The organism is Schaalia hyovaginalis, assembly GCF_014208035.1.
Lineage (GTDB): Bacteria > Actinomycetota > Actinomycetes > Actinomycetales > Actinomycetaceae > Pauljensenia > Pauljensenia hyovaginalis.
In genome coordinates this window covers 81930-94839 of the sequence record NZ_JACHMK010000001.1, presented here as the reverse complement: position 1 = coordinate 94839, position 12910 = coordinate 81930, and the positions used below count along the sequence as shown (strand labels likewise).

General features: G+C 63.2%; 11 protein-coding genes. 9 read left to right on the top strand and 2 right to left on the bottom strand.

Annotation, left to right across the window (positions count from 1 at the left end; genetic code table 11):
* The first annotated feature begins 65 nt into the window (after positions 1-65).
* From HD592_RS00415 to HD592_RS00390, 6 genes are all read left to right on the top strand, one after another.
* Positions 66-1067 (top strand): acetylxylan esterase, encoded by a 1002-nt coding sequence (locus tag HD592_RS00415; RefSeq protein ID WP_184451237.1) that lies wholly within the window; start codon positions 66-68, stop codon positions 1065-1067.
* A 368-nt stretch (positions 1068-1435) separates the two neighbouring features.
* On the top strand, positions 1436-2374 hold the full coding sequence (locus HD592_RS00410; protein WP_184451236.1) for a DMT family transporter: 939 nt from the start codon (positions 1436-1438) through the stop codon (positions 2372-2374).
* Between the two features lie 5 nt (positions 2375-2379).
* Positions 2380-3669, top strand: coding sequence for an ABC transporter substrate-binding protein (locus tag HD592_RS00405; protein ID WP_246429952.1), 1290 nt, complete (start codon positions 2380-2382; stop codon positions 3667-3669).
* A gap of 25 nt (positions 3670-3694) precedes the next feature.
* The gene (locus HD592_RS00400) at positions 3695-4663 is read left to right on the top strand and encodes a carbohydrate ABC transporter permease (protein WP_184451234.1); all 969 of its coding nucleotides are present in this window, start codon (positions 3695-3697) and stop codon (positions 4661-4663) included.
* Entirely contained in the window at positions 4653-5510 is an 858-nt protein-coding gene (locus HD592_RS00395; RefSeq protein WP_184451233.1) for a carbohydrate ABC transporter permease, read from the top strand. Before HD592_RS00400 ends, HD592_RS00395 begins: the two co-directional genes overlap by 11 nt.
* Positions 5507-7207 carry an MGH1-like glycoside hydrolase domain-containing protein gene (locus tag HD592_RS00390; RefSeq protein ID WP_184451232.1) on the top strand — a complete coding sequence of 567 codons (1701 nt, stop codon included), beginning with the start codon at positions 5507-5509 and terminating at the stop codon, positions 7205-7207. The genes HD592_RS00395 and HD592_RS00390 overlap by 4 nt, the downstream gene beginning before the upstream one ends.
* 139 nt (positions 7208-7346) lie before the next feature.
* On the opposite strand, the gene HD592_RS00385 is transcribed toward HD592_RS00390, so the two are convergent.
* Both HD592_RS00385 and HD592_RS00380 read right to left on the bottom strand, forming a co-directional pair.
* The gene (locus HD592_RS00385; RefSeq protein ID WP_184451231.1) at positions 7347-8318 is read right to left on the bottom strand and encodes a sugar-binding transcriptional regulator; all 972 of its coding nucleotides are present in this window, start codon (positions 8316-8318) and stop codon (positions 7347-7349) included.
* Positions 8319-8364: 46 nt separating this feature from the next.
* Positions 8365-9342, bottom strand: a complete 978-nt coding sequence (locus HD592_RS00380; RefSeq protein ID WP_184451230.1) for an aldose epimerase family protein — start codon at positions 9340-9342, stop codon at positions 8365-8367.
* 604 nt (positions 9343-9946) lie between these two features.
* On the opposite strand from HD592_RS00380, the gene HD592_RS00375 reads away from it, so the two are divergent.
* The 3 genes from HD592_RS00375 (at position 9947) to HD592_RS00365 (ending at position 12909) form a co-directional block, all read left to right on the top strand.
* Positions 9947-11071 carry an ABC transporter substrate-binding protein gene (locus HD592_RS00375; protein ID WP_246429951.1) on the top strand — a complete coding sequence of 375 codons (1125 nt, stop codon included), beginning with the start codon at positions 9947-9949 and terminating at the stop codon, positions 11069-11071.
* A gap of 166 nt (positions 11072-11237) precedes the next feature.
* Positions 11238-12068, top strand: coding sequence for a carbohydrate ABC transporter permease (locus tag HD592_RS00370; RefSeq protein WP_184454285.1), 831 nt, complete (start codon positions 11238-11240; stop codon positions 12066-12068).
* Positions 12061-12909 carry a carbohydrate ABC transporter permease gene (locus tag HD592_RS00365; RefSeq protein WP_184451228.1) on the top strand — a complete coding sequence of 283 codons (849 nt, stop codon included), beginning with the start codon at positions 12061-12063 and terminating at the stop codon, positions 12907-12909. Before HD592_RS00370 ends, HD592_RS00365 begins: the two co-directional genes overlap by 8 nt.
* The last annotated feature ends 1 nt before the right edge of the window (position 12910 follow it).

The window sequence follows — 12910 nt, the reverse complement described above, 5'->3', positions numbered from 1 at the left end:
GACTGCCGGGGGCCGGCGCTGGTTGGGTGCGCCGGCCCCCGGGAGCGGTCGCGAAGGAGTGAGCGATGTCGACCCGCTACGACATGGAACTGCCCGACTTGCAGGCGTATCGGCCGGAGCTGGCCGAGCCCGCCGACTTCGACGAGTTCTGGCGGACGACTCTGGAGGAGAACCCCTTCGATCCGTCCCTTGTGCGCGTCGAGGAGGTTGGGACGCCGCTTGAGACTCTGCGGGTCTTGGACCTCGTCTTCCCCGGTTTCGGGTCGGATCCGATCCGCGCCTGGCTCACGCTGCCCGCGTCGGCCGAAGGCCCCTTGCCGGCCGTCATCCAGTACCAGGGTTACGGCGGAGGCCGTGGCCTTCCGGTGGACCACCTCGACTGGGCGAGCGCCGGATTCGCACATTTCTTCATGGATTCGCGCGGGCAGGGCGGCACTTGGGGCAATGGGGGAGCGACCCCCGATCCGCGCGCTTCGGGCTACGGCGACCAGGGGTTCATGACGCGCGGCATCGAGGATCCCCGCGATCATTACTACCGCCGGATCTACGTCGACGCCCACCACGCGGTCGAGGCCGCGGCTTCGCTGGCGCAGGTCGACTCCTCCCGGATCCTCGTGACCGGCGGATCCCAGGGCGGGGCGCTCGCGATCGCCGCCGCTTCGCTCAATCATCGGGTGGTCGGCGCGATGCCGGACGTCCCCTTCATGAACCACTTCCGCCGTTCGGTCGCCCAGACCGAGGGCACGCCCTACGACGAGATCGTCCGTTATCTCGCGGTCTTCCGCGATCGGGTCGACAGGGTGTTCGAGACCCTCTCCTACTTCGACGGCGTGCTCCTCGGGCGCAGGGCTCTGGCGCCCGCGCTCTTCTCCACGGCTCTGCTCGATTCGGTGTGCCCGCCCTCGTCCGTGTTCGCGGCGCGCAACTGGTGGGGCGCGGCGGCCGAGGGGGAGGCGCCGAGGGCGGACATCGAGGTGTACTCCTTCAACAACCATGAAGGCGGGGGCGCCTACCAGTGGCTCAAGCAGGTCGAGTGGGCGAGGGGATTGCTCGGCGACGGAGAGTGACGCCGTCTTGAGGCGGACGCAGGCCCTTTCGCCCCTTCCGTCCTCGTCCCGTCGTCATCGGGGATGATGGCCGGTCGGGACTCGTCGAATCCGACTGGCGTCGGCGGTCGTCCGCAGGCTCTTCGGGGGCCTCGTGGCGCCTCTTGTCGGCTGTGAGGAGGCGTTGATCGCGCTTCTGGCGCGGCCTGTGCGCGCTCCGGTGTCGAGTGCGAGGGGGCGTGATCATCGCTCCTCGGCAGTCGATGCGACGTGCGGTACCGGGTGACGACTCCTGTTCTCGTGATTGATTTGACATTCGTAGAAACCGGTTGCGACAATGATAGAAACCGGTTTCCATGTTCGTTGGCAGACAAAAGGAACGCACGGCGATGACGACGCGCACCCCCACGGCTCACCTCCTTCCCGCCCTCGGGCTCATACTCGTCACCGCCGTCTGGGGATCCACCTTCTTCCTCACCAAGAATCTGCTCGAAGACCTGCAAGCACTGGACTTCCTCGCCCTGAGATTCACGATCGCCGCCCTGGCCGGATCCGTGATCCTCGGACGGCGAATCATCAAGGCCGATCAGCGCACGTGGGCGCGCGGCGCATCCGCAGGACTGCTCTACTTCGCCGCCCAATTCCTCCAAACCGAGGGACTGAAGACCACCGACGCATCGATCTCCGGATTCATCACCGGCATGTACGTCGTCCTCACCCCGGTCGTCGGATTCCTCCTCTTCTCAAACCGTCCGGCCGCCCGGACATGGATCGCCGTCATCATCGCGACCGGCGGACTGACGATCCTCAGCCTGAACGGCCTCTCGTACGGCATCGGGGAAACCCTGACGCTGGGCGGCGCCCTGCTCTACGCGCTCCACATACTCGTCCTGGGCCGATGGGCCGAACGCGACGACCCCCTCGCCCTGGCCGCGATCCAACTCATCGTCATCGCCGTTCTGGCCGACATCACGGCCGCCCCCGGCGGATACGGGCTCCCGACGAGCGCGGCGAATTGGGCCTGCCTGCTCTACATGGCCCTCGTCGCCGCCCTCGCCGCCCTCGTCATCCAAACCTGGGCGCAGTCGCGCATCCCCGCTGCCTCAGCAGCGGTCATCATGACGACCGAACCGGCATTCGCCTCCCTCTTCGCCATCGCACTCGGCGGAGAGCACCTCACGGGACGCCTCGCCATCGGCGGAACCCTCATGCTCTCGGCGATGCTCGTCACCGAACTGCGCCCGTCGGCCGACGAACGCAAAGGCGACGCCCGCCGATCCTCCCCAGAAGACCAAGCATCGTTCACACTCACCGCACAGAAAGGATGACAACGATGTCACTCAGAAGAACCGCCTGCCTCGCCCTCACCTCGGCACTCGCGCTCGGCGCGACCGCCGGGTGCTCCGCAGGGGGGAGCGCCGACCGGGCCGAAGGAAGCGTCACCTGGTCGACATGGGGGAACCCCGAAGAACTCGCCGTCTTCGAAGAGTTCAACAAGGACTTCATGGAACGCCACCCCGACATCCGAGTCGATTTCCAACCCGTCGCCTCCTACACCGACTACCACTCCAAACTCACCACGCAGCTGACCTCCGGCACAGCGCCGGACGTCTTCTACGTCGGAGACGACCGCATCGCCTCGCTCGTCGCCAACAACGTGCTCGAACCCCTCGATCCGCACCTGAGCGATGACGCAGCCATCAAGCTCGACGACTTCCCCGAGCGGATCTACCGCGTGGCGCAGCTCGACGGCAGCACCTACGCCCTGCCGAACGACGTCAATCCGGACGCCTTCTGGTACGACAAGCAGGCGCTCGCTCAAGCCGGCATCACCGAGGACCCCGCCGAACTGGCCGCCAAGGATCAATGGACGACGCAGGCCTTCTTCTCCATGACGCGCAAGCTCGCCGAAGCCGGCATGACGGGCGCAGCATTCTGGAACTACTGGTCGACCACCAACTCGATCATCGAGTCCCAAGCCGGACCGGTCTACACCGACAACGCCTACACGGCCAACACGAATCCCGCGGCCGTCGAAGCCGTACAGCAATGGGCGGACCGCTTCGCCTCCGGGGAACTAGCCGTCGCCGACCTCATGCCCGCAGGACAGGACGCCGACACCCTGTTCGTCACCCACCAACTCGGATTCCTCGTGCAAGGGCGTTACACGGTCGCCACCATCGAAGGCGCCGGGAACTCCATGAACGACTACGACGTCGTGCGCTGGCCGACCCCCGACGGCGCCGCCGCCTCGACGGGCGTCGCCTCCTCCTTCCTCGCCATCAACAAGAACGCCGCGGACAAGAAGGCCGCCTTCACCTTCTTCTCCGAATTCCTGTCGCGGGACGGGCAGACGCAGCGGCTCTCGAACTCCGGCAACGCCCTGCCCTCAATCGCAGGAGTCGACGAGATCGTCACGGGATCGGGCAAGCCCGCCCACGTCGCGACCCTCATCGAAATGAGGGACGAAGGATTCGCGAACTACCAGGTCGAGGCCGCCGTCCCCGACCTGTCCAACACCATCGCGAATGACTACATGCTGCCGATCTACCAGGGAAAGCTCACCGCTCAGGAGGGGCTGGACGCCATCGCGAAGATCGTCAAGGAATCCGTAGGCGACTGATTCCGGATCGAAGAGTAGAAGCACCATGACCACTCCTCCGCTGACCGGCGGTAAACGGGGACGGCTCGTGGAGGATGCGCGCAAGCCGAGTGCTCGAAGCGCCTCCTCCACGACCGCCCCGTGGCGCCGCAAGGACTCCTATTGGGCCGTGTTCTTCCTGGCCCCTCAATTCATCGGGACCGTAGTCTTCACGCTCATCCCGTTCCTTCTCGCCTTCGCCCTCGCCTTCACCGACTGGAACGGCTTCGGCCCCCTGCGCTTCATCGGATTCGCCAACTTCACCAAGCAGATCGGCGATCCGCTGTTCATCAGAGCCGTCGCGAATACTCTCGGCCTGGCCGCCATCACCGTTCCCGTAGGGCTGTTCCTCGCCATCGTGATCGCAGTGCTGCTCAATCGGATCCGGAGCAAGACCGTCTACATGATGATGTTCTTCGCCCCCGTCGTCACCTCGTCAGTGGCCGTTGCGCTGATCTGGCAGCAACTCCTGCGGGTCGACGGAGCGCTGTCGACCACGATCGCGGCGATCACCGGACTGGATTCACCCGACTGGCTCAACGACCCCCGTCTGACGCTCGTCGCCGTCAGCGCCGTGACGATCTGGTCATCGCTCGGACTCAACGTCGTGATCTTCCAAGCCGGTCTGCAGAACATCAGTCCGTCAGTCCTGGAAGCCGCATCCATCGACGGCGCATCGGCCCTGCGCTGCTTCCGATCGGTGACGCTGCCGATGCTGTCCCCCACGATCTTCTTCCAATCGATCATCGCCTTCATTTCCTCGCTCCAGGCGTTCGACATCGTCTTCGTCCTCGTCAAGAACGCCGGACCGGACAATGCGACCCGCACGATCGTCTACCACATCTACGAGCTGGGACTTGAGAAGGGGCAGATGGGAATGTCCTCGGCGGCGGCCGTCATCCTGCTCATCTTGTCCGCTGCGATCACGATCATTCAGTTCGGCTTCGAGAAGAGGTTCGTCCACTATGAGAACTGAAGGTTCGCGCCCCCTGCCCCGAGTGCGATTCGGGTCCCTGGCCACCCACCTCGTCCTGGCGCTCGGCGCCATCGCCATGTTCGCGCCATTCGTGTGGATGGTCCTCACGGGGTTCAAAACACTGCCGCAGATCCTTAAAGAACCCCTGAGTTTCATACCGGATCCGTGGACCACTCAGAACTTCACCTCCGCATGGACCCAGGCGCCGTTCGTCCAGGCCTACGCGAACTCGGCCTACATCACGATCGCGATCGTCTGCGGTTCGCTGATCACCACGTCAATGGCGGGCTACGCCTTCGCGCGCATCGACTTCCCCGCAAGCCGCTGGCTCTTCGGCGTCGTCCTGGTCAGCCAGATGATCCCGAAGCAGGTGACCCTGGTCCCCTTCTACCTGCTGATGGCGAAAATCGGTTGGGTGGACTCCCATCTGGCCCTGATCATCCCGGGAATCCTGGTCAACCCCTTCGGCGTCTTCCTCGCCCGCCAATTCATCCTGTCGATCCCCAAGGAACTGGAGGAGGCGGCCACCGTCGACGGGGCTTCGCGTCTGCGCATCTACTGGCAGATCATCCTTCCGCTGATCCGACCGGGCCTGGGGGCCCTGGCGATCATCGTGGCGCTCGATGCGTGGAACAACTTCCTCCTGCCGCTGGTCCTGCTCAACCGATCCCAGCTCTTCACCGTGCCATTGCTGCTCTCGCAGTTCCAAGGGCAGTTCGGCGGCATCAACACGGGACTGATCATGGCGGCGACCGCCGTATCGACCATCCCCATGCTCATCGCATTCGTCATCGGGCAGAAGCAGATCATGTCGTCGTTGGCATCATCGGGTCTGGGGGGAAGATGACGGGGAACGCCCTGCCTTCAGCCGCCCCCGGCTGCGAGCTGCCTTTCGTGGATCTCGACCACGTCGCCTTCAGCGTTCCGCGTTCGCGCCTGCTCGTCACCAGGAACGGGACTGATCTGCATATCTACGAGGCGCGTTACGAAGTTCTGCTCGATTCGTGCCTTCTGGTCATCGCCTCCTTCGCCTCCAGGCGGTCCGAGGGCGGTCAAGCGGCCGCCTGGATCGCTCAGGGAGCGCATCTGAGGAGCGGCGGAGCCGAGCTGGCGATCATGGGGGAACGCATCTGCTTCGGGCGGGACGAGCACGCCGGCTCGTGGCGCTTGACGGTCGTCGATCCGCTGAGGATCAGCGTCACCGAGCAGGACGACGCCCTGATCGTCGACGTGTGCGACGACGAAGCCTCCTCTCAGGGACGCCGGACCCGCGAGGGGGAAGACGCTACGAGCCCATCCGGGGGATCCGACTCCTTCGCGGACTTCGGGGCGAGCGCGGATCGGGTCGTCGACGAGTGGATGTCGCGCATGCCGGCGTGCGCGCCCCACCGCGTCCCCGCAATGCGCCACTGCTGGTGGACGTTGGGGGTCAACACCATCGACACGGTGATCGATGGGCGCGGGCATCGGATCATCGTGCCCTCGAAACGCGGCTACGTGGGCCTGTGGCAGTGGGACGCGTACTTCATCGCCATGGGCGTGGCCCACGGCGATCCGGATCTGGCCCTCGAGCAGTTCGAGATCGCGATGCGCTTTCAGGGCGATGACGGTCAGCTCCCGGATGTCGTCCACGAGGAGGGCGTGCTGGCCTCATCCGATGACCTGCCGCCCGCCGACCGCCTCAAACTGGAAGCGGAGGGTTCGGCCAGCATCGGACTCGGCGCCGTGCCCCTCACGAAGCCCCCGTTGACCGCCTGGGCATTGGAGAAGGTGCTCGCATCCACCTCGCCCTCGGTGCGCTCCCAGCAGATCGAGCGCTTCTCCGCTTCGATCGCGAAGAGCCAGGAGTGGTGGTTCGCCCAGGGGATCCCTCCCGTGTACGCCCACCCGTATTCCTCAGGTCTGGATGACAGCCCCGTCTTCGATTACGAATTGCCCGTTGAGACGCCGGACCTGCTGGCATACCTCGTGCGCCAGGATGAGATTCTCGCTTCGTGGCGGCGCGAGGGGCTGGGGCACTGCGACGACGAGGCTGATCGCCACGCTCATCGCGCTGAGGACACCCGTCGTCTGCTGCTGGATCTGTGGGACGCGGACGAGCAGATGTTCGTCGCGCGCAACGCGCATCGGCGGATCCCGCATCGCACGATCGTCCACTTGCTCGCATCATTCGCAGGAGGCCTTCCGGAAGGGATCGCTCGGAGCCTGAGCGAGGACATCCGATCCGAGAACCGCTTCTCGTCGCAGTACTCGCTGCCCGTCGTGTCCTTCGACGACGACGCCTACCGCGCCGACGTCATGTGGCGCGGGCCCGTCTGGGCGAATACGTCGTACCTCGTCGCGGAGGGCATGCAGGCATGCGGGCATGAACGGCTCGCGCAGGAGCTGCGCGCGGGGATCATGAAGATGATCGAAACAGCGGGTCCTGTCGAATACGTGAACGCCTCCACCGGGCAGCGCTGCGAGGGGGCCGCCTCTGCGTTCTCCTGGTCGGCCGCCCTCTACGTCGACCTCGCAGTGCGGGAGTACATGGCCTCGAGCTGAGGGGAGCTCCTCGCGTCGGTCGGGGGATCGCCGCATCGCTTGCGCGGGAAAGCGCGACCGGTGCCGGTTCAGCCTCGGCTTGAAGGCCTCCATGTCGAACGCGCAGCGGCAACACGCCTTTGAATCGTCGGCGGGACTCTCAGGCCCCTTCGGCGACCCGCGCGAGGATCTCGCGTGCGACCTCGTCCGTCGTCACGAGGCATGTGATGATCCCCGAAGCGGCGATCGCCCGGATCGCTCGTGCCTTGCCGATCTGACCGGCGACGGCGACGACTTCGGGAGTGGACTTCAATTGGTCGACGCTCACGGAGATGCGGCGGCGGTTGAGCACCGTGTCGATGTAGTCGCCGTTCGCGTCGAAGAAGAGTCCCACGACCTCCGCAACGGCGCCGAGGTCGTCGAGTTCTGCGATCTCATCCGGTGTCATGTGCTCGGCGAGCTGGTTGATCGCCGGGTTCTTCCACGATCCGACGGAGAGGTAGGCGGCGTCGAGGGAGTCGTAGAGGCCGAGGACTTCGGCGACCGCCGGCTCGTGGCGGACAGCGTTCGCGCCCTCGTCCGTGGTGGAGAAGAGCGGAGCGATGAGGGCTTTCGTTGAGAGCTGCGAGTTCGCCGAGATCGTCGCGAGCATGCCGATGGGGGACTGAAGCGGATCGTTTCCCACCATGCCGGAGACCTGGACGAATTCCATCTCCGGCAGGCCCGAGAGGCGTTCGACGACGGGGAGGAGCGTGCGCCCCCAGGAGAAGCCGACGCGATGTCCGCGTTTCGCGCGCGATGAGAGGTAGCGGGCCGCCCGTTCGCCGAGGCGCTCCCGCTCGACCTGGACGTCCTCGTCCGCACGGACGAGGAGGACTTCGTCGAGTTCGAGGGCGGAGCGGAGCTCCCGCGCGAGGGCGACATCGCCGAGGAGCGGGTGCTCGACCTCGATCCGAACGACCCCCTTCGCCCTCGCCGCCTGCAGAAGGCGGGCGACTTGGAATCGGGACATCCCCAAGGCGTTGGCGATCTGCACTTTCGACTCGTCGTCGAGGTAGTAGCGCCGGGCGACATCGGCCATGAGCGCGAGGTTCGTCTCCTCGTCGCGTGAGCGCGCCGATGCGGTCGTCATGACCCCATTGTGCCCGATCAGGGCGAGTGCCTTCGCTGCCGCCCGATCAGTCGATCCGCTCGGCGACGAGCCGGTGTCGAATCTCGTAGGTCCGTCCCCCTTCGAGGTCGACGGCCGTCGCGTAGTCCGCCCTCGTCAACGGATTGTCCGCCGCGGACACCCCTTCGCCGAAGTCGAAGGCGGAGGTGATCGGCTCGACGCCGAGGCAGAGATTCGTTCCTCCCCAGGGCTCGGCGCTCCGCCCACGATTTGAGATCCACAGCATCGCGTTCCCCAGGAGCTCCGGATCCCATTCGACGGCGACGCGATAGCCGTCGGCCCTGTTGACGAGGGCGATCCTCGGCTCCTTCGGGCCGGCGATGAGGACGATCTCGTCGACGTCGACCGTCAAAGGAAGGCGCGTGAGGTCGATCGTCGATCCATCAGCGCGGGGGGCGGCCCCGAGGTCATCGAACACGGCACCGACTTCGAGGACGCTCGTCCCCGAATCGAGGGGGAGGACCCAGAAGGCCCCGGCCTCGGGCGTCTCGAGCGCGGCTGCGCCCGGTTCCGTCGGGAGGGAAAGGATCGGGTGAAGGCCGAGGGGGAGTCGGCAATCGCGCCGCACGTGGATCCGATCGAAGAACTCGACGGCGCCTTCTCGGCAGGTCACCGTCCGTTCGAGCCCGGCGATCGGGGAATCGTCGGGGTAGGTGAGGGAGAGGGTTGCCGAGTCCTCCGCAACGACGATCGGCGTCCACTCGAGGTTTGAGGAGGGGCCGTGGATCCACGGGCTCTCACCGTCGTGCCCCTCGCGCCATCCCTCCGGGAGCTCCTCGGCGCTCGCGGGGGCCGCGCCGAAGGGGACGCAGAGGAAATCTCCGCGAAGACGGTCGAGGATCGGCGCCTCCGGGAATCCCTTCCACGTCGCGACGTAGGTCGGGGAGAACTCCCGCTCTGTGCCCGCTTCGAAGATCGCGGTCGTCATCGCGCCCTGAAGCTGAATGGCGGCCTTCGTCGTGCCGGTGCCGATACTGAGATCCATGGGTCGACTCCTTCGTCGTGCTCGCTTCTCTGCCAAGACTAGTGGAGCCAACAGCGCCAACCTGCGGCCCCGGGTCTCGTGAAGATCATGGTTCGCCATGTCGAGAGTCGCTCCAATTGTCGGATCAAGTTACAAATAGAGGATAATTCGTGATCAGCTTTCGTAACGAAACTGGCAATGAGAGCGCTCCGAATCGTGAATGTGGAGATGAAAGCGCAGATCACCTAGCCAGTAGCTACAAGATCAGGGCAGCTGTACGAACGTGCGGGGAGTGTTCTTTTATTTGCACAAAGGCTTGTTGTGCGCTCAAATCGATGCTAGCGTGAGCGACATCCCACTCGAAGGCGAGTGGAGTCGAAGCCGGGCCCTCCTCGTGAGGGCGCTGGTGGGGCGGCCACGCCCCCAGATTGTTCACGGTTCCAAGGCGCGGCGACGTTGAGGTTGCCGTTCCGTCAACAGCAAGGAAATGCAGAGAATGACACCTCGTCAATCCCTCAAGCGCGCCGCCATTGCCGGTGCCACCGTTCTCCCTCTCGCTCTCCTCGGCGCATGCTCGTCTGGGGGGACTTCACAGTCAGGTGCCGGCGCTAGCCAGACTGCGAAGATGTACACCTGGATTTCATCCGAGTCAGATCGTGAGCAGTGGCAGGCCTTCGTTGATGCCGCCAAAGAGGTGAATCCTGACTTCGCTCTCGAATTCGAAGGGCCTTCGTTCAATGACTACTTCACAAAGGTGAAGACGAGGATGGTCGCTTCGGATGCACCGTGCTTGCTAACTACTCAGGCTGCCCGGGCTCAAGAGCTCGCCGGTATTCTCGCTCCGCTGGATGATCTGATGGAAGCGAACGGCGTTGATGTCTCGATCTATAACGAGGCGATGATCAAGGGAATGACTGTTGATGGAAGCGTCGTTGCGCTTCCGTACGACGCCGAGCCGGATGTCCTCTACTACAACCGACAGATGTTCAAAAATGCCGGTCTTGAGGAGCCGACGACGTCATACTCGACGGAGCAATGGCTGTCTGATCTCAAGGCCCTGACGAAAGATGGCAAATGGGGGCTGGCGGTGAAGCCTAATCTCATGGATAACGCTCCCGGCGCTCTCGGGTTCTCCTTCGGCGGTTCGGTCTCGGAGGACGGTGAAGTCACGATTTCCGAGCCGGAATTCGTTGAGGGTGTCCAGTACGCCTTCGACCTCGTCGCCAAGGAAGGAGTTGCCCAGGCGCCGAACGCGGCTGACGGTGATGCTCCTTCGCAGGGTGCGTTCACGTCCGGCTCGGCAGCAATGCTGTTCGACGGGCCGTGGATGTATTCGACATTTGAGGAAGCTCTCGGAGAAAACCTTGGTGTTGCCGTCATTCCGAATCCGACGGGCAAGTCCATCGGTGTTATTCAGGGATCCGGCTTTGGCATCTCACGGAGCTGCCAGGACAAGGAAGGCGCCTTCAAGATCCTGATGCAGCTCGTCACGCCGGAGGTCATCGGCAAGGTCGCGGGAACGCGGGGCACGGTGCCGTCAGTCTCAAGCGTCGTCGACCAGTGGGCTGCCGACAAGCCGGCCGACAACGTTGAAGCAATCAACTATCTGCTCGACAACGGCACACCGCTCGTGACGACCACTGCATGGAACCAGATCTCGACGTCCTTTCTTCAGTACAGCCCGGAAGGCTTCCGCGGAGCCAGGACGGCCGAGGACATCCTCACCTCCATTGCAGAGTCCTCGAACTGATGATTCGTTCAAGAATAGGAGCTGACTCGTGAACGCCTCTGTACCTGTTCGCGAAGAAGCCTCCAGGAATGCCTCGCCGGTCCGCGAATCCCGCCAGGGTTTCGTGGGCCGGCCACGGCGGAGACACGGGGATGGGCTGAAAGCCGCCGTATATCTCGCGCCGGGCATGCTCGGCTTCCTCTGCTTCATCATCGTTCCGTTGATCGCATCGGCGATCATCAGCTTGTTCGACTGGTCGCTCTTCGGGGGAGCGGACTTCGTGGGAGTATCGAACTACTCGCGAATGCTCAAAGGCGAGGATCCAGCATTTTGGACCGTCATGCGCAACACTGTTGTGTTCGCCCTCTCCTACACCGCGCTCAACCTCGTCATCTCGCTCGGACTATCCTATTGGCTCCAACACCTTCCTGACTTCTGGTCGAGGCTGCTCAGAGTCATCTTCTTCATTCCTGTCGTGACGCCGATGGCTGGAAATGCTCTCATCTGGCGTCTTCTACTTTCGGACCAAGGCGTTGTCAATGCAGTGATCGGGAAACTCGGGATCGGACCGATTTCTTGGCTCAATACCCCGTCATTGGCAATGGCATCTCTGCTTATCATGTCGCTCTGGCAGGGCCTTGGATATAACATTGTCGTCCTGACCGCCGGGCTGAATGGCTTGAATACTTCGGTTCTTGAAGCGGCAGAAATCGATGGCGCGAACGGATTCCAACGATTCTTCCAGATCGTCTTTCCGATGATCTCTCCAACGGTGTTCTTCTGCACGATCATGACTGTGATCGGGGCGTTTAAAGTCTTTGCTCAGCCCTACTTCCTCACCGCTGGAGGTCCAGGCGAGTCGACGAACACTGTCGTGCTGTATCTCTACAGGAACGGGTTTGCATTCGACAAGCTCGGATACGCCTCTGCTCTCGCATGGGTGCTTTTCGTTGTCGTCATGCTCCTCACGGCACTGCAATTCAGTCAACAGAAGAAGTGGGTGAACTACGATGCGTGATCACACCAGGAAGTCTACTGGTAGAAGAGTTGCCAATGTGATCGGCGCTGTTCTCCTTGTGGTCATTGCGGCTGCGTTTCTCTTTCCATTCGTTTGGATGATCATCACGTCGCTCAAGCCGACCGCCGAGGTCTTCTCATCGGGTGCGGCTCTCACAGGCTCCAAGATCGAATGGTCAAATTACCCTTCAGCTTTGACCTCGATCCCCTTCGGAAGAGTGATTCTCAACTCATTTATCGTCTCTATCGCCGGATCCCTGCTTTCGGTATTCGTGTCAACGATGTCTGCCTACGCGTTCGCTCGCCTTCGGTTCAAATATCGGGATCACCTCTTCATGCTCTTCATCGGGACGCTCGTCCTTCCGCAGGAAGTCCTGGTGATTCCCCTCTATATCGGAATGCAGCGTCTCGGCCTCGTCAACTCGTACTTCGCCTTGATCGTTCCGTTCGCTTTCGGTGCATTCGGTGCCTTCCTCATTCGACAGTTCGTCATGTCATTGCCGCACGAATTCGAAGAGGCTGCCCGAATCGATGGGTGTGGGGACTTTCGGATCATGACACAGATTCTGTTGCCGTTGCTCAAGGCGCCTATCATGGTTGTGGCTGTATTCTCTTTCATTGACTACTGGTCGACCTTCCTTTGGCCACTCATCGTCGTCAATGATGCGAATCTTGCGACGATTCCTCTCGGCCTCCAGATGTTCTCTGGCGAACGTGGAACGGATTGGGGGCCGATGATGGCAGCGGTCACGCTGACGACGATCCCGTCAATCTTCATCGTCGTGTTCTTGCAGAAACAACTTGAAAAGGGCGTTGCGCTCGGCGCGTTTGGAGGTCGTTAAA